At 72.5% G+C, this 26,028-nt stretch carries 24 protein-coding genes; 13 read left to right on the top strand and 11 right to left on the bottom strand.

Annotation, left to right across the window (positions count from 1 at the left end):
- Positions 1-267: 267 nt before the first annotated feature.
- Positions 268-1,617, bottom strand: coding sequence for a helix-turn-helix domain-containing protein (locus tag ACZ44S_RS37825; RefSeq protein ID WP_466937776.1), 1,350 nt, complete (start codon positions 1,615-1,617; stop codon positions 268-270).
- 211 nt (positions 1,618-1,828) lie between these two features.
- On the opposite strand from ACZ44S_RS37825, the gene ACZ44S_RS37830 reads away from it, so the two are divergent.
- Complete coding sequence (locus ACZ44S_RS37830) at positions 1,829-2,581, top strand: DUF4232 domain-containing protein (RefSeq protein WP_466937778.1); 753 nt, start codon at positions 1,829-1,831, stop codon at positions 2,579-2,581.
- Here ACZ44S_RS37830 and hemB read toward each other — a convergent pair.
- Positions 2,575-3,576 (bottom strand): porphobilinogen synthase, encoded by a 1,002-nt coding sequence (hemB, locus tag ACZ44S_RS37835; RefSeq protein ID WP_466937780.1) that lies wholly within the window; start codon positions 3,574-3,576, stop codon positions 2,575-2,577. The genes ACZ44S_RS37830 and hemB overlap by 7 nt on opposite strands.
- A gap of 121 nt (positions 3,577-3,697) precedes the next feature.
- Between hemB and ACZ44S_RS37840 the strand changes: the two genes are divergently transcribed.
- The 7 genes from ACZ44S_RS37840 to pdxR all read left to right on the top strand — a co-directional run bounded on the left by ACZ44S_RS37840 (position 3,698) and on the right by pdxR (position 9,232).
- Entirely contained in the window at positions 3,698-3,901 is a 204-nt protein-coding gene (locus ACZ44S_RS37840; RefSeq protein WP_466937782.1) for a hypothetical protein, read from the top strand.
- A gap of 55 nt (positions 3,902-3,956) precedes the next feature.
- The gene (locus tag ACZ44S_RS37845) at positions 3,957-4,736 is read left to right on the top strand and encodes an alpha/beta fold hydrolase (RefSeq protein WP_466937784.1); all 780 of its coding nucleotides are present in this window, start codon (positions 3,957-3,959) and stop codon (positions 4,734-4,736) included.
- A 1-nt stretch (position 4,737) separates the two neighbouring features.
- Positions 4,738-5,700 (top strand): D-2-hydroxyacid dehydrogenase family protein, encoded by a 963-nt coding sequence (locus ACZ44S_RS37850; protein WP_466937786.1) that lies wholly within the window; start codon positions 4,738-4,740, stop codon positions 5,698-5,700.
- A 137-nt stretch (positions 5,701-5,837) separates the two neighbouring features.
- The gene (locus ACZ44S_RS37855) at positions 5,838-6,230 is read left to right on the top strand and encodes a hypothetical protein (protein ID WP_466937788.1); all 393 of its coding nucleotides are present in this window, start codon (positions 5,838-5,840) and stop codon (positions 6,228-6,230) included.
- A gap of 145 nt (positions 6,231-6,375) precedes the next feature.
- Positions 6,376-6,981: a LysE family translocator gene (locus tag ACZ44S_RS37860; RefSeq protein ID WP_466937791.1), complete on the top strand. Its 606-nt coding sequence runs from the start codon at positions 6,376-6,378 to the stop codon at positions 6,979-6,981.
- A 1-nt stretch (position 6,982) separates the two neighbouring features.
- Positions 6,983-7,711, top strand: a complete 729-nt coding sequence (locus ACZ44S_RS37865; protein WP_466937792.1) for a B3/B4 domain-containing protein — start codon at positions 6,983-6,985, stop codon at positions 7,709-7,711.
- A 15-nt stretch (positions 7,712-7,726) separates the two neighbouring features.
- Positions 7,727-9,232 (top strand): MocR-like pyridoxine biosynthesis transcription factor PdxR, encoded by a 1,506-nt coding sequence (gene pdxR / locus ACZ44S_RS37870; RefSeq protein ID WP_466937795.1) that lies wholly within the window; start codon positions 7,727-7,729, stop codon positions 9,230-9,232.
- 28 nt (positions 9,233-9,260) lie between these two features.
- On the opposite strand, the gene ACZ44S_RS37875 is transcribed toward pdxR, so the two are convergent.
- Together ACZ44S_RS37875 and ACZ44S_RS37880 are read right to left on the bottom strand one after the other, a co-directional pair.
- Positions 9,261-10,262, bottom strand: a complete 1,002-nt coding sequence (locus ACZ44S_RS37875) for a helix-turn-helix domain-containing protein (RefSeq protein ID WP_466937797.1) — start codon at positions 10,260-10,262, stop codon at positions 9,261-9,263.
- A gap of 277 nt (positions 10,263-10,539) precedes the next feature.
- Positions 10,540-11,133, bottom strand: coding sequence for a hypothetical protein (locus ACZ44S_RS37880; RefSeq protein ID WP_466937799.1), 594 nt, complete (start codon positions 11,131-11,133; stop codon positions 10,540-10,542).
- Positions 11,134-11,306: 173 nt separating this feature from the next.
- Between ACZ44S_RS37880 and ACZ44S_RS37885 the strand changes: the two genes are divergently transcribed.
- The gene (locus ACZ44S_RS37885; protein ID WP_466937802.1) at positions 11,307-11,720 is read left to right on the top strand and encodes a hypothetical protein; all 414 of its coding nucleotides are present in this window, start codon (positions 11,307-11,309) and stop codon (positions 11,718-11,720) included.
- A 10-nt stretch (positions 11,721-11,730) separates the two neighbouring features.
- On the opposite strand, the gene ACZ44S_RS37890 is transcribed toward ACZ44S_RS37885, so the two are convergent.
- Both ACZ44S_RS37890 and tgmC read right to left on the bottom strand, forming a co-directional pair.
- Positions 11,731-12,159: an ATP-binding protein gene (locus ACZ44S_RS37890; protein WP_466937805.1), complete on the bottom strand. Its 429-nt coding sequence runs from the start codon at positions 12,157-12,159 to the stop codon at positions 11,731-11,733.
- Positions 12,160-12,265: 106 nt separating this feature from the next.
- On the bottom strand, positions 12,266-13,516 hold the full coding sequence (tgmC, locus tag ACZ44S_RS37895; RefSeq protein WP_466937807.1) for an ATP-grasp peptide maturase system methyltransferase: 1,251 nt from the start codon (positions 13,514-13,516) through the stop codon (positions 12,266-12,268).
- A gap of 204 nt (positions 13,517-13,720) precedes the next feature.
- Here tgmC and ACZ44S_RS37900 point away from each other — a divergent pair, with 204 nt between their 5' ends.
- Both ACZ44S_RS37900 and ACZ44S_RS37905 read left to right on the top strand, forming a co-directional pair.
- The gene (locus ACZ44S_RS37900) at positions 13,721-14,554 is read left to right on the top strand and encodes a helix-turn-helix domain-containing protein (RefSeq protein WP_466937810.1); all 834 of its coding nucleotides are present in this window, start codon (positions 13,721-13,723) and stop codon (positions 14,552-14,554) included.
- Positions 14,551-14,730 (top strand): DUF397 domain-containing protein, encoded by a 180-nt coding sequence (locus ACZ44S_RS37905; protein ID WP_466937811.1) that lies wholly within the window; start codon positions 14,551-14,553, stop codon positions 14,728-14,730. Before ACZ44S_RS37900 ends, ACZ44S_RS37905 begins: the two co-directional genes overlap by 4 nt.
- Positions 14,731-14,910: 180 nt before the next feature.
- Here the strand turns inward: ACZ44S_RS37905 and ACZ44S_RS37910 are convergent, their stop codons facing one another.
- From ACZ44S_RS37910 to ACZ44S_RS37930, 5 genes are all read right to left on the bottom strand, one after another.
- A complete protein-coding gene (locus ACZ44S_RS37910) occupies positions 14,911-16,608 on the bottom strand; it encodes a bifunctional uroporphyrinogen-III C-methyltransferase/uroporphyrinogen-III synthase (protein ID WP_466937814.1) in 1,698 nt (565 codons plus the stop codon).
- Positions 16,605-17,564 (bottom strand): hydroxymethylbilane synthase, encoded by a 960-nt coding sequence (hemC, locus tag ACZ44S_RS37915; protein ID WP_466937817.1) that lies wholly within the window; start codon positions 17,562-17,564, stop codon positions 16,605-16,607. The genes ACZ44S_RS37910 and hemC overlap by 4 nt, the downstream gene beginning before the upstream one ends.
- A complete protein-coding gene (locus tag ACZ44S_RS37920; RefSeq protein WP_466937820.1) occupies positions 17,561-19,267 on the bottom strand; it encodes a glutamyl-tRNA reductase in 1,707 nt (568 codons plus the stop codon). Before ACZ44S_RS37920 ends, hemC begins: the two co-directional genes overlap by 4 nt.
- Positions 19,264-20,028 (bottom strand): redox-sensing transcriptional repressor Rex, encoded by a 765-nt coding sequence (locus ACZ44S_RS37925; RefSeq protein ID WP_466937823.1) that lies wholly within the window; start codon positions 20,026-20,028, stop codon positions 19,264-19,266. The genes ACZ44S_RS37920 and ACZ44S_RS37925 overlap by 4 nt, the downstream gene beginning before the upstream one ends.
- 301 nt (positions 20,029-20,329) lie before the next feature.
- On the bottom strand, positions 20,330-20,617 hold the full coding sequence (locus ACZ44S_RS37930) for a glutaredoxin family protein (protein WP_466937825.1): 288 nt from the start codon (positions 20,615-20,617) through the stop codon (positions 20,330-20,332).
- 96 nt (positions 20,618-20,713) lie between these two features.
- On the opposite strand from ACZ44S_RS37930, the gene ACZ44S_RS37935 reads away from it, so the two are divergent.
- Positions 20,714-21,625, top strand: coding sequence for an HAD family hydrolase (locus tag ACZ44S_RS37935; RefSeq protein ID WP_466937829.1), 912 nt, complete (start codon positions 20,714-20,716; stop codon positions 21,623-21,625).
- A gap of 126 nt (positions 21,626-21,751) precedes the next feature.
- Positions 21,752-25,687, top strand: a complete 3,936-nt coding sequence (locus ACZ44S_RS37940) for a tetratricopeptide repeat protein (protein WP_466937831.1) — start codon at positions 21,752-21,754, stop codon at positions 25,685-25,687.
- Positions 25,688-26,028 lie beyond the last annotated feature (341 nt).

The raw sequence follows: 26,028 nt of genomic DNA on the forward strand, positions 1-26,028 counted from the left end.
ATGGGCCCACCCGAAAAGATCGTGTTGTAGAGGGACTGGAACACCCGGAAGCCCCTAGGCCAATGCGCCCACCCAGACGCCCCCTAAACCGACCCCCGGCACCCCCACGTGGGAGGCCGGGCCTCGGCCGCGTCCGCGGCCGTCGATCACTGCTGCGATGCGGTCCTCGCCCGACGCGCCGCACGGGCGGCGGGTCCCTCGGCGCGTCCGGGCTCCGGTGACGGTCATGGCACGGCCCGGCGGGCTGTCCTGACGACGCGTGCGCCCCTACTCGAACGTCGTCGAGCCCTCCGGCACCCACTCCTCGCCGCCCAGCGGGAACTCGTACGCCGGGCGCCCGTTGTTGCCGCTGGTGCGGAAGGGGCGGCCCTTGTCGTCCACGGTGAGCGTGCCGCTGCGGGAGCCGCTGGACCACTTCAGCTCCAGGTACCAGCTCACGTCGTACGCGGAGGCGTCGGCGGTGATGTAGTAGACCTCGGGGTCGGACTCGCTGACCGAGAACGGGAAGTCCCGTTGCCCGGCCTGAGGGGTCACGGCGGGGCGCGCGGCGTCCAGGGCGACAGTGAAGGAACGCGTGGGCACGTTGCCACCGCAGCCGACGCCGGGGTAGCCCATCACGAAGTCGTTCCAGGCGAGCGGCGACCGCTTGCCCGCCACCCGCACGCTGAGCCCCTCCACGACCACCGTCTCGTCCGAGGTCCCCTGCACGGTGAGCCGCACGTACTGCTCCCCGGAGGAGACGGCCCCGAACGCACTGACCCACGCCGTCGCGTCCGGCTCCTCCGGCGGCGGTTTCACCTCGCTCGCCGGCCGGTTGACCAGATAGCGCTGCCCGCAGGGGCTCTCCCAGGCGTAGGGGTCGGTGTGCACGGTGAGGGGCACCCCGCGGTCCCCGGCCGCAGTGTCCGGCGCGGCGGAGGAGCCGGAGGCCGGCGGGCTGCTCGGAGCCTTGCCCTTCGCCCCGGGGGAAGGGGACGCGGACGGGGACGCCGACGCGGAGGGGGAGGCGGAGAGCGACGGTGAGGCCGTGACGTCCTTGCCGTCGACGCCCGCGGCCCCGACCGGTCCCTTGCGGCCGCCGCCGTCCGTCCCGCCGTCCGGCAGACCCAGGGCGAGCGTGACACCGACGACCACGGCGGCCACGGCGGTCCCGGCGAGGACGGCGGTTCGGGTACGGCGCCGGGGGCGGGGGCGGGGTTCGCCGTCCGTCTCCGGGGCCCCGACGGCCGGAAGCTCCGCCTCCGCGGGGCGGCCCGTGTCCGGCGCCTTTGCCGACGCGGGCCCGGTGTCCTTCTCCGGCGCCTTTGCCGGTACGGGCCCGGTGTCCTTCTCCGGCGCCACCGCCGCCGGAGGCTCGGGCTTGCGCCGCCGCGCCGCGTCCGCCAGCACCCACCGCCGGTGCAGTTCGACCAGTTCCTCGGGGCCCGCCTTGCACAGCCGGGCCAGCCGTTCCACCGGCGCGTAGTCCGTGGGCACCGCGTCCCCGTTGCAGTACCGGTGCAGGGTCGACGTACTCATGTGGAGCCGCTTGGCGAGGACCCCGTAGCTCAGCCCCGACCGGTCCTTCAACTCCCGCAGGAACGCGGCGAACTCCGCCGCGGGCATGCCTTCCGACACCGTTCCTCCCTCCCCCGTGTCCCGTTCCGCCGTTCCAGGGAACGGTCGTTTCCCCAGGTCACAGCGGTGTGAGCGTTCCAGCGTCCCGGATGGCCCGCCGGGTGTGGCGGCCGGGACGGATCTCCCCACAAGCTCTGGTCATCCAAGCACGCCGCTCCCGCCGAACGGTCGAGCGGCCCGCCCAACTCGTACTGATGACAAGGAATTCGCCATGCGCAGCTCCCGCCTCCGCCTGCTCGCCGCCGCCGGCATCACCCTCGCCACGCTCGCCCTCACCGCCTGCGAGGACGGTACGGGCACCCAGGACGAGGGCGCGGGCGCGCCGACCGCGACGGCGACCGCGGACACGCCCGCCGACTCGCCCTCGGACCCGTCGGACGGCACGGGTGCGGGTTCGGGTTCGGACAAGTCCTCCGAGTCCGGAGGGGGCAAGGACGGAAGCAAGGACAACGGCAACGACGAAGGCGCCGACGGCGGCAAGGACACGGACGGGGGCACCGGCGCCTCGGGCGGTTCCGACTCCGACGACCCGGGGAGCCGCGTCGCCTGCAACGGCTCCAACACCACCGTCACCGCCCGGCCGGTCCCCCGCCCCCTCAACCACATGCTGATCACGGTCAAGAACACCGGATCCAAGCTCTGCGACCTCACCTACTACCCGGTGCTCCGCTTCGACGAGATGCAGTGGGTGCCGCAGCCGGTCGAGGAGAGCAAGCCGCAGGCCGTGGTGAGCCTCAACCCGGGCGAGTCGGCGTACGCGGGTGTCCTGCTGTCGGCCGCCGACGGCAGCGGCGACGGCGGCACCACCGGCCACAAGCTCACCGTCGGCTTCCAGGGCCGCACCCCGAACAGCAGCGGCGGCCCGTCCGCCATCCCGTCCCTGCCGGCCAAGGGCGTTTACTACGACAGTTCCCTGACGGTGACGTACTGGCAGCAGTCGATGGACGACGCCCTCACCTACTGAGCGGCACTCAGCTTCTGGGCCACCTCGGTGGCCCAGTAGGTGAGGATGTTGCGCGCGCCGGCCCGCTTGATGCCGGTCAGCGCCTCGAGGATCGCCCGGTCCCGGTCGATCCAGCCCTTCTCGGCGGCCGCCTCGATCATCGAGTACTCACCGGAGATCTGGTACGCCGCCACCGGCACGTCCACCGTGTCCGCGACCCGGGCGAGAATGTCCAGATACGGGCCCGCCGGCTTCACCATCACCATGTCGGCACCCTCCTCCAGGTCGAGCGCCAGCTCGCGCATCGACTCACGGACGTTCGCCGGGTCCTGCTGGTACGTCTTGCGGTCGCCCTGGAGCGAGGAGGCGACGGCCTCCCGGAACGGCCCGTAGAAGGCGGAGGCGTACTTGGCGGTGTAGGCGAGGATCGCCACGTCCTCCCGGCCGATCTGGTCGAGGGCGTCGCGGATGACGCCGATCTGCCCGTCCATCATCCCGCTCGGCCCGACGACATGGGCGCCCGCGTCGGCCTGCACCTGCGCCATCTCGGCGTACCGCTCGAGCGTGGCGTCGTTGTCGACGCGGCCCTGCTCGTCGAGGACCCCGCAGTGCCCGTGGTCGGTGGTCTCGTCGAGGCACAGGTCGGACATGACGAGCAGGTCGTCCCCGACCTCGGCCCGCACATCCCGCAGGGCGACCTGAAGGATCCCCTCCGGGTCGGTGCCCGGCGTCCCGACGGCGTCCTTCTTCGACTCCTCGGGCACACCGAACAGCATGATCCCGGAGATCCCGGCCGCCACCGCCTCGGCGGCCGCCTTCTTCAGACTGTCCCGCGTGTGCTGCACGACGCCGGGCATCGCCGCGATCGGCACCGGTTCGCCGACGCCCTCGCGCACGAAGGCCGGGAGGATGAAGTCGGCCGGGTGCAGCCTGGTCTCGGCGACCATGCGCCGCATGGCGGGGGTGGTCCGCAGACGCCGCGGCCGCGTGCCGGGGAAGGATCCGTACGTCGTCATACCACCTACGCTACGCCCGCCCCGCCCGTGCCTTTGCCGACGCCGAGTCGGCGGGCCGGGGGCCACCGTGCGGGCCCCGCGCCCGGGGCATGCCGGAGGAAAGGCCCCGACGACGGGCCCCGTGGCACCGGACCACCCGGACGGAACCGCACACGGCGATGTCCCCACCCACGGCACGGACCGCACGGTGATCGACATCCACGGCAGGCCCGGTGCCGCGGCCGACCGCGCCCGGGCGTGGGCCCCGGAGGTCCATGAACGCCCGCGGCGGGCCAAGGGGGCGTACGACCCGTCGGACCTCCTGCGCTTCGGCGACACGGTGTGAGTACCGTTCTCCTCTGCCGCGACCACGCGACCACGCGACCGAGGGGAACGACACCGTGCACAGTGCCGCCGTGACGGCCGAGGGCGACCGCATCCGCTGGGTCGAGCTGCCGGGCCGGGACCCGGCGCGCGTGTACGTCCACGGACTGGGCGCCACTTCCCCCGCGTACTTCACCGCGACCGCCGTCCATCCGCTCCTCGCGGGCCGGCGTTCCCTCCTCGTGGACCTGCTCGGCCACGGCCACAGCGACCGCCCCGTCTCCTTCGCCTACACCCTCGAGGACCACGCCGACGCGCTCGCCGCCGCCCTGGAGGCCGCGGGCGTCACCGGCGCGGAGTTCGTGGCCCACAGCATGGGCGGCTCGGTGGCCGTGGTGCTCGCCGCCCGCCACCCGGAGCTGGTGTCCCGGCTCGTTCTCGTCGACGCCAACCTGGACCCGCTGCCCCGGGTCCCCGGCGCGGCCGGCAGCAGCGGGATCGCCGCGTACACGGAGGAGGAGTTCGTGTCCGGCGGCTGGCGCGAGGTCCGTGACCGGGTGGGCGCCCACTGGTGGTCGACGATGCGGCTGGCCGGCCGGGAGGCCCTGCACCGCAGCGCCACCCACCTGGTGAAGGGCACCGAGCCGACGATGCGCGAGCTGCTGCTCGCCCTGCCGGTGCCCCGCACCTTCCTGTTCCCCGAGGCGGACGGGCCGTTCCCCGGCACCCCGGAGCTGGCGGCCGCGGGCGTCTCGGTGATCCCGGTCCCGGACTGCGGCCACACCATCATGCTGGACAACCCGGACGCGTTCGCCCGGGCCGTGGCCGGGGCCCTCGACCCCGCGAGAGAGGACTGACATGCGGCTGCGCTGCGCCGTGCTCGACGACTTCCAGAACATCGCCACGACCGTCGCCGACTGGAGCCCCGTCCAGGACCGCGTGGACGTCACCTCCTTCACCGAGCACTTCGCCACCGAGGACGAACTGGCGGCGGTGCTGGCGGACTTCGACATCGCGGTGACGCTGCGCGAACGCGTCCCGTTCCCCGCTTCCCTCCTCGACCGGCTGCCCCGGCTGCAGCTGCTCGTCGCGTCCGGGATGCGTAACTCCGTCATCGACCACGCGGCCGCCGAGCGCAACGGCGTCACGGTCTGCGGCACCCAGAGCTCCCCCACCCCGCCGGTGGAACTGACCTGGGCGCTGCTGCTCGGGCTCGCCCGCGGCATCGTCACGGAGCACAACGCCCTGCGTGCGGGCGGACCGTGGCAGTCGACGGTCGGCGCGGACCTGCACGGACGCCGCCTCGGGCTGCTCGGCCTGGGCAAGATCGGCAGCCGGGTGGCGCGGGTGGGGCTCGCCTTCGGCATGCAGGTCCTGGCCTGGAGCCCTCATCTCACCCGGGCACGGACGGACGAGGTGGGCGTCGAACTCGCTTCCTCGAAGGAGGACTTGCTGCGCCGCAGCGACTTCGTCTCGCTCCACCTGGTGCTGGGCGACACCACCCGGGGTCTGCTGGGCGCGGCCGAACTGTCCCTGATGAAGCCGACCGCCCATCTGGTCAACACCTCCCGCTCGGCGCTCGTCGACCAGGACGCACTGCTCACCGCGCTGCACGAGGGGCGCATCGCGGGCGCCGCCGTCGACGTCTTCGACACCGAGCCGCTGCCCGCCGGAGACCCGATGCGCACCGCACCCCGTCTGCTGGCGACCCCGCACCTCGGCTACGTCTCGGAGCTCAACTACCGCACGTACTACACCCAGGCGGTCGAGAACATCGAAGCCCACCTGGCCGGCGCCCCGATCCGCCGGCTGGGCCGATGACGGTGCGGCCCCGCGGGCGGGCCGGCCGGTCCGGCCGGGTGAAGCCTCTGATCCTGCTCAAGATCCTTTACGCGGTTACCGGACGGTAGTTACGTTCGTCCCCGACCACGGTTCGCAGAAGCACGGGGGTGAGTGCAGTGACGATCGAGGATGTCGCCGTGATCGTCCTGGCGGTCGAGGTGGTGATCATGGTGCTGGCCCGGGTCGGCACCGAGCGTCGCCACTGGAACCACGCCAAGGGGCGCGGGCCCGCCCCGCGGAAGAGGGACGACATCACCCTCGCGTCGGGGACGCTGTACGCGATCGCCGCGGTCGCGATGGTGGCGGGCGCCGTCGCCGCGCCGGTCGAGCTCACCCTCAGGGCGGTCGGCACGTTCGCGCTGTTCGGCATCCTGCTTCCGGCGTTCGCCGCGAACGCCGTGCTGGTGCTGTCGACGCGGGGCAACCCCGGGGCGGTCACCGCGGGGCGGCGCGGCCTCGCCTACGCGGTCGCCGCGGGCGGCGGCCTCCTGTCGGCCGGCCTCGTCTGACGAGCACGCGCCCGGTCACGGGGCCCCGGTGCCGTGCACCGGACCCCGTGCCTTTTGGACCTGTGGACCACGCACCCTTTGGCTCTGCCCTTCGGACCATTCCCGCACCAGGCTGGGAGGACCGTCGACCTCCCGGAGGCATCCTGTGAGTCTCGCGTTCCTGCTGACCACCCTGGTCGTGGTGGTCACCCCCGGCACCGGCGTGGTGTACACCCTCGCCGCCGGGCTGTCCCACGGCCGCCGGGCGAGCCTGGTGGCCGCGCTCGGTGGCACGCTCGGCGTCGTACCGCACCTGGTGGCGACGATCAGCGGCCTCGCCGCGCTGCTGCACACCAGCGCCGTGGCCTACTCGGTGGTGAAGTACCTCGGTGTCGGATACCTGCTGTACATGGCGTGGACGACGCTGCGCGACAAGGACGCGCTGACCGTCACGGCGGACACCGAGCCGCGGCCGGCGCTCCGCGTGATCACCTCCGGAGTCCTCCTCAACGTACTGAACCCGAAGCTGACGATGTTCTTCGTCGCCTTCCTCCCCCAGTTCGTGCCCGCCGGCACGCCCGGCTCCCTCGGCACCATGCTCCGGCTCGGGGCGGTCTTCATGGCCCTGACCTTCGTCGTCTTCGCCGCCTACGGCCTGTGCGCCGCGGCCGTGCGCGACCGCCTGATGACCCGCCCCCGGATCATGACCGGCATCCGCCGGGTCTTCGCCGTCTGCTTCGTCGGGCTGAGCGCCCGCATGGCGGTGGCCTGACATGCGATTCCGGCACACGGACACGATCTGGTCCACCCACCCCCGTCTCGCGGCGGGCGCCCTGCACACCACCGGCATCGGCCCGGCGGCCGACGTCGGCCCCCGCGTCGCGGAGTACACCGCCCGCGCCCTGACCCGGCTGGCCGACGCCACGGAGAGCCAGTTCCCCGAAGTGCTCGCCTGGCGCCGGACGTTCGCCCGGATGGGGCTGAAGCCGACGCAGTACCGGTGCGCCTCGGAGTCCCTGCTGCGGCGACTGCGCAAGGAAGGAGAGCTGCCCCGCATCCACCCGGTGGTCGACCTGTGCAACGCGATCTCCGTCGCGTACGCCGTCCCGGTCGCCGTCCTCGACGCCGACCGCATCACAGGCCCCCTGCTCGAAGTGCGCCACGCCCACGGCGACGAGGAGTACACGACCTTCGGCGGCGGCACCGAACACCCGGCCCCCGGCGAGGTGACGTACGCCGACTCCGCGGGCCGGGCGCATGCCCGCCGCTGGACCAACCGGCAGAGCGGCCACTCCGCGGTCGGCGAGCACACCGGCCGGATCCTCGTCGTGGCGGAAGCCGCGCACGACGGCGGCGCGGACACCGTCGCGGCGGTGGTGGAGACGATCGCCGCGGAACTCACCGCGCACTGGCGGACCCACCCCGTGACGGCCCTTCTGACCTCCTCCGCGCGGGAGTTCACGTTCAGCGACGAGCCCTTGTCCGGCACCCGGGCACGGTGACGGGCACATGGCACCATGGGTGCGGTGAGCGAGCGGGAACGGCCGACAGCCGATGCGGCGACGGACGCCACCGCCCCGGCGCCCGGCTCCGACTTCCTCTCCCTGCACCCCGGGGAAGCACCGGCGGGCGGCAAGGCGGACTGGCTGGCACAGCGGCTGCGACAGGCGATCACCGACCGCCGGCTGACCGTGGGCAGCAGGCTCCCGGCCACCCGGGTGCTCGCCGCCGAACTGCACGTCTCGCGCGGCGTGGTCACCGAGGCGTACCGGCGGCTCGCCGAGGACGGCCATGTCGAAGGGCGCCGACGCGGCGGCACGGTGGTGGTCGCGGCACCCCCGGCCCGCGCCCCGCAGGCCCCGCACACCGCTGAGCCGGCGCCGCACTCCCCCTTCACCGGCGAACCCGGCGCCGACGTCTTCGACGCGCTGCGCGCCGCCGACGCCCGTATCGACCTCACCCCCGGCCGGCCCGACCTCTCCGCGTTCCCCCGCACGGCCTGGCTGCGCGCCGAACGCGCCGTGCTCGCCGAACTGTCCGCCCCCGACCTCGGATACGGCGACCCGCGCGGCGACCCGCGGCTGCGCCGCGCCGTGGCCGACTGGCTGGCGCGCAGCCGCGGTATCCGGGTCGATCCGGACGGGATCCTGATCGTCGCCGGCACCGCGCAGGCGCTCACGCTGCTGAACCCGGTGCTGATGGCGGACGGCATCACCGGTGTCGCGGTGGAGGACCCCGGCTCGCTCGGCACCCGTCAGCACCTGAGCGGCGGCGGGCTGGACACCCCGCCGGTCCCGGTCGACGCCCACGGCCTGCGCATCGACGCGCTGCGCGCCACCGGAGCCCGCGCCGTCCTCCTCACCCCCGCCCACCAGTTCCCCACCGGCGTGGTGACCAGCGGCGAGCGGCGCCGCGAACTGCTGCGCTGGGCCGCGGACGGCGGACTGATCCTGGAGGACGACTACGACGCCGAGCACCGCTACGACCGCCCGCCCGTACCCGCGCTGCGCTCCCTGGTCACCGACCGCCTGCACTACATGGGCAGCGTCTCCAAACTGCTCGCCCCCGCACTGCGCATCGGCTGGCTCCTCCCGCCGGCCCGCCACCTGAAGGCGCTGACCGACGCCAAACGCATCGCCGACCTGGGCAACGCCGTGCTGCCCCAGCTGGTCCTCGCCCACCTGATGGAGTCGGGCCAGTTGGAACGCCACCTGCGGCTGCTCCGCGCCCGCCACATCCGCCGCCGCGACGCGACGATCGACGCCGTACGGGAACATCTCCCGGGCGCGGTCGTCCACGGCGCGGCGGCCGGCCTGCACCTGACGGTCACCTACACCCCGGACGTCCCCGACACCGCACTCGCCACCGCGGCCCTGTCCGAAGGCGTGAAGTGCCACCCCCTCTCCTGGCACCGCCAACGCCCGGGCCCCCCGGGCCTGGTCCTCGGCTACGCGGCGGACCCGCCGGGCACGATCACCGAAGGAGTGGCCGTGCTCGGCCGCGCCCTGCGCGAGCTGTCCTGACGCCCCTGAGGGCAGCCCGGAGACCTGCTCAGGCGGCGCCTACGAGCTCACGCACCGGCACCGGACCGGACCGGCAGTCGCGGCAGCGGCCGGGAGCCGGGGCGCGGAACACCCGCTCGCAGCCGTCGCAGTCCTGGAGTGGGTGCGGACGGCGGGCACCGGTGGTGACCGATGGGGACGCCGGGACCGCGGGAAGCGGCGGAGGCAGCAACTCGCGGAGGCGATAGGCGATCACACCGGCCGGGTGCTTCATCACGACCGGCAGGTCGGCGGTCAGGGTGCGGTGCACAACGGCGGCGGTGGCACCTCGTTCGAGCCAGTCGACGACACTTGGGGCCAGTCTGTTCACGTCCCGGAGGGACAGGGTGAGGCGCGCGTCGGTGCGGCGCAGGCCGGCGAGGAGGGTGACCGCTTCCTCGGATCGCCGGTCGTGGCGGGCGGGCCGGGGCGGCGGGTTTGCCGGGGCGGGCGCGTCGGGGACGGACTCGGGGGCCTGGGGAGCCTCGGGGGCTTCGGGGACGATCGACTCACCGGGCGCTTGTTCGCTCTCCTGAGGCGCTTCCTGGGGTTCGCACCCGCCCGCCCCGACAGTGGTCCGACGGGCGCTGTGCCCGCCCGCCACCGCCCGCACAGGCCGGGCCGGGGACGACACATCTGCCTGCGCGGACACCGGCGTGTGGTGGACGTACGTACGCGTCACCAGGCGACCGGCCTCCGTGTGCTCACGCACCCGCTCCAGATAGCCGTGCGCCTCCAGTTCCCGCAGCGCGAACGCGATCCGGTCCCGCCCTTCGGGAAAGCGCTCGGCGAGGCTGCGGATGTCGACCGGAGTGCCCTCCGGCACCGACATGATGTGGGCCGCCAGTCCGATCGCGGTCAGCGACAACTCACGGTGCTGGGCGAGGTGGTTACCGACGACGACGTACTGACCGGACTGGTACGTGCGTACGTGTGTCACCCCGGAGGGGGTGGCGGATCGTCGAACACCCTGAATCGGGCGCGTGGCAGGGCTAGTCTTCTTCTCAGCCATGGGGAAGGGTTTGGGCTTCCTCTTTGGTCAGGCCCTCGCCTTGGGAGTGCTAGTCCCGGCGGGGGCCGACGTATGAACGGGCTTGTGAGGGCACCGAGTTGCCTCGGCCCACGATGCCGAGACTGCCCGCCCGAACCACCGCCGCGCCAGCCAGTGCGACACGTTTCACCCGCCCGAGTGACCTACGTGAGGTTTGGTTTGGTTGGTTGGTTTTTTCCCTGGGTTCTTAGGTCTTTTACCGCCCGCAGCCCCGGCCCTCGCGCCACCGTGTCCCGTACTACCCGGCTCCGGTCCGGGGCCCGCCGGCGAGGACAACACGCCCAAGCTCGCGAACACCGCTGACACGTGGATGTGAGCAGTGCAACTCTTCGACGATCGCCCGCATGCTGGGCCGGTCCCGGATTTCGGCGGGTGTCACACGGAAGGCGGCCAGCAGGGACTGTGCGGTCTGCTCAGGCTTCCCCAACTGCCACCAGGCGCGGGCCAAGTCGGTGTGCAGACGGCCCCTGCGTTCCGCAGTGGTGAACTGCTCCTGACGGAGTTGCCCACCTGCCCTGATCGCGGCTCCGGCGTCACCGAGTGCCCAGTGGACGCCTACTTGGTACAGCTGTACGGAGGCGGGGGTGATGGCGAAAAGGCGACCGGCCGACGCTACTGCGGGCAGGCCGCGGGCAGCCCGCGCGGCCTCGCCGATCATCGACAGCGCCTGGTCACGGTCGCCCGCGCGAGCCGCCGTGTACGACGTGGTGCAGAGCAGTTGCGCGTACGCCGCTGCCTGCGCCGGGGTGTTCAAGCCGGTGGCCTCGATGCTGGAGGCAGCCTTGAGGACGAGCCGCTGCGCGGTCTCCGCCTCGTGCTGACGCGCGGGCACAGTGCCCCGAGTCCAGCAAGCCCCGCTATCGCCCCGGGGCGCCGAACGAGCTGTTGTACGAGTTGAATCCGTCCGTCATCGCCAGGCGCCCGCCCCGCCCTGTCAGCACCATCCAGGAGGTACCGGTCCCCAGGCCCTCTTGGATCCCGTCGCTGGAAGACGCCGAAGCCCCGGTGATCACATTGCCGGCGCACGGCCGTCTCGGTTACTGGGTCCCAGGACACGGCTGGCAGAAGCACGAGGAGTTCGTCCATCGCCACGTCCATGGCCGTGCCCGTCCCGAATGGGACCACGGCGGTGACTCCTGGTCCGTGGCCACGCGTCACTTCATCGAGCTCGCCGGCGCACTCGTCAAGCGGCACGGCCGCGTGCTCCTCGGACGCGAGTACAACAGCTCGGAGAGGTGCAACCCCAGCTGTATGAATGCCTCCGGGTACGAGTGCACCTGCTCGTGCCTGGCCCGCAATCACGGCCGTGGCGGATGGATGTCCGGATGGCGCATCACCGCCGAGACGACCAGTGTGACCCGCGGACGTCACTGGAGCTGGACCGTGTTGGAGCGCGTTCCTTCAGGCCCGCGCGGCTGACGGGCCCCGGTCACCGGCCGAGGTCCAACTCCGCCCACACGGTCTTGCACGGCACCGGGCCCGTTCGTACGCCCCAACGGTCGGCCAGCTCCTCGACCAGGAGCAGGCCGTGGCCGGACTCCGCAGGCTCCGCCCCGGTGGCCGCTCGCGCGTGCGAGGGCAGTTGATCACCCCGGGGGTCGGTGACCTCGATACGAAGGGTGGCGGGCGCTGTGACGGTGAGGCCGAGCCGGAAACTCCGCCCGGGTACACGGCCGTGCACGGCGGCGTTCGCAGCGAGTTCGGCGATGATCAACCGGGCCGGGTCCAGTGGCAGTTCCCAGGAGCGCAGTTGCTCGGTGGCGAGCAGACGGGCGAGACGGGCACCCCGGCGGGTGGCGGAGAGCGGCACGGTGAACTGGTGCAGCGGGATGCGCGGTGCGACGGTATCCTGATTCACGCCACTCAGCGTGTTCAGCCAAACGCCCGCTGTGAAGGCGGTCGGCCCGTGCGACCGGTGGCTGTCCGGGCCGCCCGGGTCCGGTGGACGGAAGGGCCCCGCCTCCTCACGGCGACGGCAGCGGCAAGCAGGGCAGCCGCGCATGACGCAGATGCTGTCCGCCGTCATGGACGCACAGGGTGAACGTCTCCGGCCCCGGTCGCCCCGCCGTGTCGTAGCCGTCGAGAACGCGCTCGACCCGTTCCCACAGCCGCACCGGACCTCCCTCCCGCACCCGCCAACCGCCGTCGCCGTCCGGCGTCAGCGCGGCGGCCGAGCCGCTCACCACGTCGATCAAATGCATCGCGTCGCCGACGGTGGCCAGTTGGGCGTCGGGTACGGCGCTCTGCGCCAGGAACCGCAGATGGAAAGCCTCCTCGGTCGCGGCGGTGATCCGCTCGGGCCCGTGCCGGGCGATCCGCGACTCCCCCGGCAGCTCCGCCGCCCAGTGGGCGGGGTTGCCGAAGGCCGGCGCCGCGTGCGTCCGCGCCGCCATGAAGGAGACCGTGCCGCCCAGCAGGCGCCCCTCGGCGGTGCCGTCCCCGGCGACGGTGAGCAGGACGCGGGCGTACCCGTAGAGCCAGCCGGAGAGCGTCAGCAGGATCTTGCCGCCCGGCCGGGTCTGGGCGACCAGGGCCGGGGGCACGGCCCGGAAGGAGCAGGCGGCGACGATCCGGTCGAACGGGGCCTCAGGCCAGTACCCGTACCGCCCGTCCGCGACCGCGAGGGTGGGTGCGTAACCGCAGCCGTGCAGCGCACTCGCGGCCCGCTCCAGCCGGTGCGGGTCCACCTCGATGCTCGTCACACCGGCCGATCCGAGACGTTCACACGCGAGCGCGGTCGAGTACCCCGTCCCCGTGCCGATCTCCAGCACCGTGTGCCCCTCCCGGACCTCGGCGTCGGCCCACATCCGCACCACGAGCGACGGCAGCGTGGAGGACGAGGTCGGGGCTCCGCCGTGACGCTCGACCGGGTTCTCCCAGTCGGGTTCGTCGCCGTCGAACTGCGTGATGAGCGTGGTGTCGGAGTACGCGGCGGCCAGCCAGCGCCCGTGGTCGAGCGCGGCGGTGACCGGCTGCCACACGGTGAGCCCTTGCTCGTCGCGCTCCTCGGCGGGCAGGTAGAAGCAGGGCACGAACCGGTGCCGGGGCACCGCCTCCACCGCCGCCCGCCAGGCCGGATCGTCCAGCGCTCCGCGCGCGGCGAGGTCCTCTGCCATGACCGCGCGCAGTCGCGCTGCATCGGTGTCGAGGTCGACGGGCAGCCGGTCGGTGACCAGGCGCAGCGCCCAGGGGGTCTCGGGGGCGAGTGTCCTCATGGGGGTCCCTTCTCTGTCCGCGATGCGGAGTCCCGGATTCTCGCCACTCAATGTGCTCACGCGTGTGCACGCTGTGAATACGTGCAGCTCGTACGGCCGGTGGCTGTACGCCGCTGCCCGGTTTCTGTCCGCCCTGCCCGGGGTGACCGGGCGTGGGCGGCCGGAGTTGGTCCGGGGAAGGGCGCGCGACGGGAGGCGGCGAACATGGGCGAGTGGGAAGCGGGGCTGGACGACGAAGAGGCCGGGGCCGTGATGCGGACGGTCACCCGGCAGCTGAAGCTGTGGCGGGAGGCGGCCGGCCTCACCCAGGCGGAGTTCGGGGCGGCGATCGGGTACGGGGAGGAGCTGGTCTCTTGCGTCGAGCGGGGGCGGCGGATTCCCCGGCCGGAGTACTTGGACGCGGCGGACGAGGTCCTGGGCGCGGGCGGCAAGATCTCCGCGATGAAGAAGGACGTGGCGGAGGTCCGGTACCCGAAGAAGGTACGGGACTTGAAGAAGCTGGAGGCGGAGGCCACGGAGCTGTGCGCCTACAACAACTCTGTCGTCCATGGATTGCTGCAGACTGAGGAGTACGCACGGGCAGTGCTCAGCGCCCGCCGCCCGCCCTTCACCGCCGACCAGTTGGAACAGCAGGTGTCGGCCCGAGTGGCGAGACAGGAGATCGTCAGCGACACGACAGGCCAGGCGGCCCTCAGTTTCGTCCAGTGCGAGTCGACGCTTCGACGGCCCATCGGGGGCAAGATGGTGATGCGTGGGCAACTCGAATGGCTGTTGGAAGTCTGCGCGTTCCGCAACGTCGACCTTCAGGTACTGCCGCTGAGCCGAGAGGAGAATTCAGGGCTCGACGGCTCGTTCCGGCTGCTCAGGCTCGGGGACGGCACCACGGTCGGTCATGTCGAGGTGGCGCACATCAGTCGCGTGATCACGGAGCCGAAAGAGGTGCAGCTCCTGGAAATCCAGTATGGAATCATCCGGGCACAGGCTCTCAGCCCACGGGAGTCGATGGCCCTCATCGAGAAAGTGCTTGGAGAGACATGAAGCTGGAGTGGATAAAGAGCAGTTACAGCACGTCCAGCGGCCCCGACTGCGTCGAGGTGGCCACCCCGGACGAGAGTCACGTCTTCGTCCGCGACTCCAAGAACCCCGCAGGCCCTCGCCTCAACCTCACCTCAGCCGCCTGGTCGGCCTTCCTGCCGTACGCCACCGGGCGCTGACGCAGCAAACACACGTGGCCCACACCCCAACTACATGCGTGCGGGCCACGTCTGCGACAGCGGACCACGCCATGCGGTGACCAGCAGTATGTCGACCGCTCGCGGTCCCTGCCCGGCGGGCAGGAGGGCGCCGCTGATCAACGAGGAAGGGCGCCCCCGAAAGGGCGCCCCTGCCTCACCTCACGTCGTCGACCGGCGTCTCCGTGCCCCCGGCCGCCGCTCGCTCGGCCTCGTCACCGGGTCACCGGCCTCCAGCGCCGCCAGTCGGCGCCGCGTGCCGAAGTCGGCCAGGGCCTCCGCCAGCTTGTGGACCGACGGCTCGGGAGCCATGACGTCGACGCGCAGGCCGTGTTCCTCCGCCGTCTTCGCCGTCGCCGGACCGATGCAGGCGATGACCGTCACGTTGTGCGGCTTGCCCGCGATGCCGACCAGGTTCCGGACCGTCGACGACGAGGTGAACAGCACCGCGTCGAAGCCGCCGCCCTTGATGGCCTCCCGGGTCTCCGCGGGCGGCGGCGACGCGCGGACCGTGCGGTAGGCGGTCACGTCGTCGACCTCCCAGCCCAGCTCGATCAGGCCCGCGACCAGCGTCTCCGTGGCGATGTCGGCGCGCGGCAGGAAGACGCGGTCGATCGGGTCGAAGACCGGGTCGTAGGGCGGCCAGTCCTCCAGCAGGCCCGCCGCCGACTGCTCGCCGCTCGGCACCAGGTCCGGCTTCACGCCGAAGGCGATCAGCGCGGCGGCCGTCTGATCGCCCACCGCGGCGACCTTGATACCGGCGAAGGCGCGGGCGTCGAGACCGTACTCCTCGAACTTCTCCCGGACCGCCTTCACCGCGTTGACCGAGGTGAACGCGATCCACTCGTAGCGGCCCGTCACCAGGCCCTTGACCGCCCGCTCCATCTGCTGCGGGGTGCGCGGCGGCTCCACGGCGATCGTCGGCACCTCGTGCGGCACGGCCCCGTACGAGCGCAGCTGGTCGGAGAGCGACGCCGCCTGCTCCTTCGTGCGCGGGACGAGCACCTTCCAGCCGAACAGCGGCTTGGACTCGAACCACGCCAGCCGGTCGCGCTGAGCGGCGGCGGAACGCTCACCGACCACGGCTATCACCGGCCGGCCGCCCTCCGGGGAGGGCAGCACCTTCGCCTGCTTCAGCGTCTGCGCGATCGTCCCGAGCGTCGCCGTCCAGGTGCGCTGCCGGGTCGTCGTACCGCCGACCGTCACCGTCAGCGGGGTGTCGGGCTTGCGTCCGGCGGACACCAGTTCGCCCGCCGCCGCGGCCACGGAATCGAGCGTGGTGGAGACGACCACCGTGCCGTCCGACGCCCCGACCTCCGTCCAGCACCGGTCGGACGCCGTGAGCGCGTCGACGAACCGCACATCCGTGCCCTGGGCGTCGCGCAGCGGCACACCGGCGTACGCGGGCACGCCGACCGCGGCGGCGACACCGGGGACGACCTCGAACGGCACCCCGGCCGAGGCGCACGCCAGCATCTCCTCGGCGGCGTACGCGTCGAGCCCGGGGTCACCGGACACCGCACGCACGACCCGCCTGCCGCCCCGCGCGGCCTCCATGAGAAGATGTCCGGCATCCCTCATCGCGGGGACACCGGCGGTTGTTGACGCGCCGTCAACGACCGTCAGCTGGGGCGTGCCCGTGCCCGGAAGCGACGGATCGGCGTCCGTGTGCACTTCGGCGACGCCCTGCCTGGCATGCGTCCGTACGACGTCGAGCACGTCCTGCTCGGCGACGAGGACGTCCGCGTTCGCGAGCGCCTCCACGGCGCGCAGAGTCAGCAGTCCCGGATCCCCGGGTCCGGCACCGAGGAAGGTGACGTGCCCGTGTTCCGGAGGGGCGGGAAGGGTGGTGGGGCTCAATGTGCTCGCTCCCCCATCAGACCGGCCGCGCCCTGCGCGAGCATCTCGGTGGCGAGTTCGCGACCGAGCGCCATCGCCGCCTCGTGCGTCTCGGGCACGGGACCGGTGGTGGACAGCTGCACCAGCGTGGCACCGTCGGTCGAGCCGACGACACCCCTCAGGCGCATTTCCTTGACAGTCTGCCCGTCGGCCAAAAGGTCGGCCAGCGCACCCACAGGAGCGCTGCAGCCGGCCTCCAGGGCGGCGAGCAGTGACCGCTCGGCCGTCACGGCGGCCCGCGTGAACGGGTCGTCGAGCTCGGCGAGCGCGGCGATGAGGTCCGCGTTGTCCGCGGTGCACTCGACCGCCAGTGCCCCCTGGCCGGGGGCGGGCAGAATCGTGTCGACCGACAGGAAGTCGGTCACTTCGTCGCTGCGTCCGATCCGGTTCATCCCGGCGGCGGCCAGCACCACGGCATCCAGCTCGCCCTTGCGGACGTACCCGATGCGGGTGTCGACGTTGCCCCGGATCGGGACCGTCTCGATCTCCATGCCGCGGCTGCGCGCGAACGCGTTCAGCTGCGCCATGCGGCGCGGCGAGCCGGTGCCGATGCGGGCGCCGCGCGGCAGATCGGTGAGCTTCAGCCCTTCGCGCGTGATCATCACGTCGCGGGGGTCCTCGCGCACCGGAATGGCCGCCACGACCAGCTCGTCGGGCTGCGTGGTCGGCAGGTCCTTCAGCGAGTGCACCGCGAAGTCCACCTCGCCGCGTGCCAGCGCCTCCCGCAGCGCGGCCACGAACACGCCCGTGCCGCCGATCTGCGCGAGGTGCTCGCGCGACACATCGCCGTACGTGGTGATCTCGACGAGCTCGACGGGCCGTCCGGTCACCTGGCTCACGGCATCCGCCACCTGCCCGGACTGGGCCATGGCGAGCTTGCTGCGCCTGGTCCCCAGCCTCAGTGCCTTCTCAGTCATCCCGGCCCTCGGTTCTCTGCGTTCTTCTCGGTGCTTTCCTCGGCGCGGGAGACGGAGGCCACCGTCTCGGGGTCGAGGTCGAACAGGGTGCGCAGCGCGTCGGCGTACCCGGCGCCGCCGGGCTCGGCCGCGAGCTGCTTGACCCGTACCGTCGGCGCGTGCAGCAGCTTGTCGACCACCCGCCGCACGGTCTGCGTGATCTCCGCGCGGTGTTTGTCGTCCAGGCCGGGAAGCCGCCCCTCGAGACGGGCGATCTCTCCGGCCACCACATCGGCCGCCATGGTGCGCAGGGCGACGACGGTCGGCGTGATGTGCGCCGCCCGCTGGGCCGCCCCGAACGCGGCGACCTCGTCGGAGACGATACGCCGGACCTGGTCCACATCGGCAGCCATCGGAGCGTCCGCGGACGCGTCCGCCAGCGATTCGATGTCGACCAGCCGTACGCCGGCCAGCCGGTGCGCGGCCGCGTCGATGTCGCGCGGCATCGCGAGATCCAGCAGGAAGAGCACGGGCTCCGGACGCGGCGGCTCGGCCACCGGCTCCGGGCGGCGCCGCTCGGGGATCCGGCCGACGGTGGACGCGGTCGCGGCCAGCGCGCCGATCAGTTCGGCGTCCGCCTCCGGGCCGCCGCGGTCGGTGCGGCGGCGGTCGACGGTCGTGCCCGTGGCCCACGCGGCGTGCTGCTCCAGCGTGGCCGCGTCCATACCGGCGACAGCGGCCTCGCCCATCACGGAGAAGCCGGGGCGCACGGAGGTCAGGTCGAGCGGGCAGTTCTCGTCGGCGCCGGCGCCGACGGGGGCGGGCGCCGCAGGAGCCTCGTCGGCCGCGGCGTCGAGGTCGACGACCACCGGCTGCTCGCCGGTACGGCTCTCGACCCCCGCCGCGATCGCGTCGGCGGTGAGGACAAGACCGGTCGCACCGGTGCAGGAGACGACGACGTCTGCACGTGTCAGCTCGAACGGCACCGAGGCCATCGGTACCGCGCGGGCCAGCACGTTCGTGTCGTCGCCCGCCGTGAGGATCTCGGCGAGCCGCTCGGCGCGGTCGGGCGTGCGGTTGGCGACGACGACCTCGGCGACACCGGCCCGCGCGAGCGTGGCCGCGGCCAGCGAGGACATTGAGCCGGCGCCTATGACCAGGGCCTTCTTGCCGTGCGCCCAGCCCTCGACGGGCCGGCCGACGGCGAGCTGCTCCAGTCCGAAGGTGACCAGGGACTGCCCGGCGCGGTCGATCCCGGTCTCGGAGTGGGCGCGCTTGCCGACCCGGAGCGCCTGCTGGAACAGGTCGTTCAGCAGCCGCCCGGCGGTGTGCGTCTCCTGCGCCCGGGCCAGCGAGTCCTTGATCTGGCCGAGGATCTGCCCCTCGCCCACGACCATCGAGTCCAGCCCGCAGGCCACCGAGAACAGGTGGTGGACGGCGCGGTCCTCGTAGTGCACATAAAGATAAGGAGTGAGCTCCTCCAGGCCGACCCCGCTGTGCTGGGCGAGGAGCGTGGACAGCTCGGCGACACCGGCGTGGAACTTGTCCACGTCGGCGTAGAGCTCGATGCGGTTGCAGGTGGCGAGGACCGCGGCCTCGGCGGCGGGCTCCGCGGCGACCGTGTCCTGCAGCAGCTTGGTCTGCGCGTCCACGGCCAGCGAGGCCCGCTCCAGCACGCTGACCGGCGCGCTGCGGTGGCTCAGTCCGACGACGAGGAGACTCATGCCGGCATCACGGCGGGTACGTCCCCGTCGGGCCCCTGGTCGGTGGCGGACTGCTTGCGGGTGGCGGCGGGGGCGACGGCGGTGTCGGCCGCCGCTTCCTCACCGGCTTTGCGCTGCTCGTGGAAGGCGAGGATCTGCAGCTCGATGGAGAGGTCCACCTTGCGTACGTCGACGCCGTCCGGCACGGACAGCACGGTCGGCGCGAAGTTCAGGATGGAGGTGACACCGGCGGCCACGAGCCGGTCGCAGACCTGCTGGGCCGCACCGGCGGGGGTGGCGATCACGCCGATCGACACGCCGTTGTCCGTGATGATCGACTCGAGCTCGTCGGTGTGCTGCACCGGGATCCCGGCGACGGGCTTTCCGGCCATCGCGGGGTCGGCGTCGATCAGCGCGGCGACCCGGAACCCACGGGAGGCGAACCCGCCGTAGTTGGCGAGGGCGGCGCCGAGGTTACCGATCCCGACGATCACAACCGGCCAGTCCTGCGTGAGGCCGAGTTCACGGGAGATCTGGTACACGAGATACTCGACGTCGTAGCCGACGCCCCTGGTGCCGTACGAACCCAGGTAGGAGAAGTCCTTGCGCAGCTTCGCGGAGTTGACCCCCGCGGCGGCCGCCAGCTCCTCCGAGGAGACCGTGGGCACCGAGCGCTCGGAGAGCGCGGTGAGGGCACGGAGGTACAGCGGAAGACGGGCGACGGTGGCCTCGGGAATCCCTCGGCTACGGGTCGCCGGTCGGTGAGTTCGGCCAGTTGCCACGGTGCTCCTGCGGGTAGAGCGGGGCTTCAGGCGGTCACACGTCAGGCCATACGCCCTCGGACCGCCCCGTCGAATGCAGGCTATGTCTTTGTGAACGCGTGCACAAAGATTGTGTCCGATTTGCCCGGCCAACGTGACCGGGGTCACGCGCCCCCGGCGCACTGGGCTGGAACCGGCGCACGAGCACCGCCGTTCCTTGTCTTCTGGGGGCAAAACCGCACACTCTCCTCTGTGAATCCCGCCCCCGAGATCAAGCCACCATCGATCCTAAGCGACTTTCCGGCCACTTTGTACTGGCCGGTCAGTCACTGAGCGCCTTGCGCAGCCGGTCCTCGTCGACACGCCAGAACGTGTGCTGACGGCCGTCGACGAGAACCACGGGAATCTGCTCCCAGTACCGGTCGTACAGCTCCCGGTCCTCGGTGATGTCCTTCCGCTCCCACGGAACACCGAGCTCGTCGCACACCTTCTCCACCACCACCTGCGCGTCGTCGCACAAGTGACAGCCGGGCTTGCGGACAAGGGTGACGAGCCGGTCCCGCGGGGCGGCCGGAGTGTTGCGGCGGAAGAGAGGGCTCATACGGGCCATTGTCGCGCGGGGCGTAACGCCGCCGCCCCGGAGAGTTCACGACGTCCCAACCCCGCGGATCCGAAAGCCGCCGGGCGGACTGGCTATGCTCACGCCATGGCCGCTCTCGGATGGCTCACTCCCCGTAGGCGCTCCGCCACGGCGCGGAGCGTGTTGGCAGGCGAGGCCTCGGCGGAGGCAGCACGCAAGTCGACCCAGGACCTTGCCGAACGCGAACCGGAGTTCCCGGTACCCGGCGACGAACGGGCCGCCGCGTTCTTCGACCTGGACAACACGGTGATGCAGGGCGCGGCCCTGTTCCACTTCGGGCGGGGCCTGTACAAGCGGAAGTTCTTCGAGACGCGCGAGCTGGCGCGCTTCGCCTGGCAGCAGGCGTGGTTCCGGCTGGCCGGGGTCGAGGACCCCGAGCACATGCAGGAGGCCCGCGACTCGGCGCTCTCCATCGTCCAGGGTCACCGCGTCGCCGAGCTGCAGTCCATCGGCGAGGAGATCTACGACGAGTACATGGCCGAGCGGATCTGGCCGGGGACCCGGGCGCTGGCCCAGGCGCACCTCGACGCGGGGCAGCGGGTGTGGCTGGTCACGGCGGCACCGGTGGAGATCGCCCAGGTGATCGCGCGCCGGCTCGGGCTGACCGGGGCGCTGGGCACGGTCGCCGAGTCGGTCGACGGCGTGTACACCGGCAAACTCGTGGGTGAGCCGCTGCACGGTCCGGCCAAGGCGGAGGCGGTGCGCGCGCTGGCGCTCGCGGAGGAGCTGGACCTGAGCCGCTGCGCGGCGTACAGCGACTCGCACAACGACATCCCGATGCTCTCGCTGGTCGGCCACCCCTACGCGATCAACCCGGACTCCAAGCTGCGTAAGCACGCCCGCCGCATGGACTGGCGCCTGCGCGACTACCGCACCGGCCGCAAGGCGGCCAAGGTCGGCATCCCCGCGGCGGCCGGTGTCGGCGCGGTGGCCGGCGGCACGGCGGCCGCCATCGCCCTCCACCGAAAGCGCCGCTGACCACCGGCCGACCTGCCGCGGGCCCCGTCGTCCACAGGCCCCTGCGTCTTCCCTGAAAGGCCGTCATACTGCCGTAGCGGGAGGGACGAGGGCTGCACGGGCAGCCTGGCCGGACGGGGGTGGGACGTGTCCGTACGCGAGCGCCGATCACGCGGGGAGCTGATCCGGCAGCGCGCTCAGGCGCAGTTCGTCGGCAGACGTGCGCAGCTGTCGCTCTTCGCCGACAACCTGGCGAAGGACCCGCTGGCGGAAGCCGATCCCGCGGACTTCCTGTTCCACGTCCACGGTGTGGGCGGGGTCGGGAAGTCGACGCTGCTGCGGCAGTGGCGGGAGGCCGCGCAGCGGGCCGGTGCGGTGACCGCGGTCGTCGACGAGAACGACGTCCACGGCGTACCGCAGGCGCTGACGGCGCTGTCCCGGCAGCTGGCCGGCGAGGCCGGCCCGCTGAAGGGGTTCGACCGGGAGGTGGAGCAGTTCCGCCGGGAGCAGGCGGCGGCCGCCGATCCCGTACCGGCGGACGGCGGCGGCCCGGCCGAGGGCGAGGCGTCGTTGTCGAGCCGGATGATGGCACAGGCCACGCTGGGGGCCGTGTCCCTGCTGCCCGGAGCCGGTGTGGTGACCGCGATGGCGAGCCCGGAGGCGGCGGCACAAGGGCTGGACCGGCTGCGCGGTGCCACGGCACGCGGTCGCCGAGGGCGCGGGGCCGACGCGACGGGGCTGTACCGGGCGTTCGTCGACGAGCTGGACCGGCTCGGCAGCCGGCACCGCTGGGTGGTGCTGTTCTTCGACACCTGGGAGCAGACCGGGCGCTATCTGGACCAGTGGCTCAGGGACCTGGTGCGGGACACGTTCGGGCCGCTGGCGGCCAACGTGATGATCGTGCTCGCCGGCCGTGACGAGCTGTCCGAGCGGGACTGGGCACCCCTGAGGACGGCGGTGGTGGACCTCCCCCTGGACGTGTTCACCGAGGCCGAGACGCGGGCGCTGCTGGCCGTGCGGGGCGTGACGGAACCGGGCGCGGTGGAGGCGGTGCTCCAGCTGTCGATGGGCCTGCCCCTGCTGGTCGAACTGCTGGCGCTGGCCCGGCCGGAGACCGCCGGGGACATCCAGCGGGGCGGGGACGCCGTGGACGCGGTGGTGGAGCGGTTCGTCCAGTGGATCACCGATCCGCACCAGCGGGAAACGGTCCTGGCGTGTGCCCTCGTGCCGCATCTGAACGAGGACGTGTTCGCCGCCATCGCGCCGCAGGAGGGCAGGGACCTGTGGGAGTGGCTGTGCAAACAGCCGTTCGTGGCCGGCCACGGCGACTTCAAGCAGTACCACGCGGTGGTGCGGGCCAGCATGGTGCGCCACCAGCGCAGCCACTCGCCCCAGCGCTGGGTCGCGGCACAGCTCCGCCTCGCCGACACCCATGCCGCCTGGCGCGTCGAGGCCGAACAGCACGGCCCGCGGGCGACCCGGTGGAAGGACGCCGAGTGGCGCCGGCACCGCACGGCCGAGACCTACCACCGGCTGTGCGCCCACCCCACGGCGGGTCTGGAGGAGGCGCTGGAGGTGACCGCCCACGCCGCCGGGCAGGACACGGCGGTCCTGCGGGAGTGGACCGACACCTACGAGCAGGCGGCCCGTGACACGGGCGATCCCACACTGCTGTCCTGGGCCGGCCGCCTGCAGAGCGCCGTCCACGACGACGACCCGGCCCTCGCCGTCCTGACGGCGCTGCTGACCCACGGCGGGCTGGCCCCCGCCACCCGGGCGTGGGTCCACACCCACCGCGGCCGGCGCCTCTTCCTCGCCGACCGCGACGAGGAAGCCCTCACGGAACTCGACCGCGCCATCGCGCTCGACCCGCGCAACCCCCGCGCCTGGGCCTATCGGGGGAAGGTCCATATCTGGCACGACCTCAACGATCAGGCGATCTCCGACCTGAACACCGCCCTGGACCTCGATCCGACGGACGCCTGGGCCCTCGCCTCCCGCGGCCAGGCCCACCGGCAGGCCGGCCGTTACGACGAGGCCGTCACCGACCTCGACGCCGCCCACGAACTCGACCCCACCTTCGAGCTGACCCTCACCGAGCGAGGCGAAGCCCACCGGCAGGCAGGCCGTCCCAACGCGGCCGTCGCCGACTTCACCGCCGCACTCGCCCTCGACCCGACGGACGCCTGGGCCCTCGCCTCCCGCGGCCAGGCCCACCGGGAGGCGGGCCGCTACGACGAGGCCGTCACCGACCTCACCGCCGCACTCGCCCTCGACCCCACCCTCGACTGGGCCCTCTCCTCCCGGGGCCAGGCCCACCGGCAGCTGAGCCGCTACGAGGACGCCGTCACCGACTTCACCGCCGCACTCGCCCTCGACCCCGCCAACGCCTGGATCTTCGCCCAGCGAGGCGTCACGCACCGCGAGGCGGGCCGCTACGACGAGGCCGTCACCGACTTCACCGCCGCACTCGCCCTCGACCCCACCCTCGACTGGGCCTTCACCTCCCGGGGCCAGGCCCACCGGCAGCTGAGCCGCTACGACGACGCCGTCACCGACTTCACCGCCGCACTCGCCCTCGAGCCGACGGACTCCTGGACAGTCGCCCAGCGAGGCATCGCCCACCGGGAGGCGGGCCGTCCCGACGAGGCCCTCACCGACCTCACCGCCGCACTCGCCCTGGACCCCACCCTCGACTGGGTCCTCGCGCAACGGGGCGTCGCCCACCGGGAGGCGGGCCGTCCCGACGAGGCCCTCACCGACCTCACCGCCGCGATCGCCCTCGACCCGACGGACCCCTGGACCTTCGCCCAGCGCGGCATCACGCACCGCGAGGCGGGCCGCTACGACGAGGCCGTCACCGACCTCACCGCCGCCCACGAACTCGACCCGGCGAACCCCTGGCTCCTCGCCCAGCGCGGCATCACGCACCGCGAGGCCGGCCACTACGAGGACGCCGTCACCGACCTCACCGCCGCCCACGAACTCGACCCCGCCAACGACTGGCCCCTCATACACCGGGGCATCGCCCACCGCGAGGCGGGCCGCTACGACGAGGCCGTCACCGACCTCACCGCCGCCCACGAACTCGACCCCACGGACGCCCTGACCCTCGCACAGCGGGGCATCAGCAACCGCCAGGCGGGCCGCTACGACGAGGCCGTCGCCGATTTCACCGCCACGCGCGTCCTCGACCCGACCCTCGACTGGGCCCTCGCCTCGCGAGGCGAGACCCACCGGCAGGCGGGCCGTCCCGACGAGGCAGTCTCCGATTTCACCGCCGCACTCGCCCTCGACCCCGCCAACGCGTGGACTCTCGCCTCCCGGGGCCAGGCCCACCAGGACGCGGGCCGCTACGACGAGGCCATCGCCGACTTCACCGCCGCACTCGCCCTCGACCCCACCCTCGACTGGGCCCTCGCCTCCCGGGGTGAGGCCCACCAACAAGCAGGCAACTACGACGACGCCATCGCCGACTACACCGTCCTCCTCGACCGTGACCCCACCCGCGACTGGGCCCTCGCCTCCCGAGGCGAGACCCACCGGCAGGCCGGCCGCCACGACGAGGCCGTCACCGACTTCACCGCCGCACTCGCCCTCGACCCCGCGGACGCCTGGCCCCTCGTGCAACGAGGTATCACTCACCGTCAGGCGGGCCGTCACTCCCTCGCACGGGACGACTTCGAGCGGGCCGCGGTGTCCGAGGAAACCGACCCGGGCCTGATGTTCGAAAGACTGATGCTCGAAACGGTGACGTCAGGGTTCCCGGCTTGCAGGGAGCGGTGGACGGAGTTGCTGCACACCCCGCCGACAGCGCAGGCGGCGGACGCGACCAGGGCCTTCGGCCTCTTCCGGGCGCTGCTCCTCGAGCCCGGTGACAGCGCGGTTTTGGCGGTGCGGAGCTTCCTTGCCGCGGGCCCGGACCCCGATGCCGTCACCGACGTGCTGCTGTATCTCGCCGAGCTCACGGACCTGGGCGGTGACCTGGGCGACCGCGCACGTCGGTGCCGGCAGTCGATCTCCGAACACCTCCGGAGCGAGGGGCGGAGCACGCCCGGATCCGGTCAACGCGGTACATCCTGACCGACCCCGACCGGAACCCCCACCCCGCTCTCCAACACGCCCAATCCAACTCCCGTACCCCGCAACCCCCCTGTCCAGTCCCGTTGGCTGCACACGGCCACAACTCGCCCCTCACGCACACCGAATACGAAATCTTTCAGTCAACAATCGGTCACCACACCACACTTGAACGCACGTCAACCGGTTACGGAAGCGACGTAATCGATGATTTGAGCAACTCGGTGTAGCAGAGCCTGCACGAAGCGTTATTCTCCTCAGACGCAATCCGGTACCAACCCGTCGCTACGACGGGTGAACGGTCCCGCACTGCACGTACTACGTACTGCACGTGATGGAAGCTC

It is taken from the genome of Streptomyces malachitofuscus (assembly GCF_055571035.1).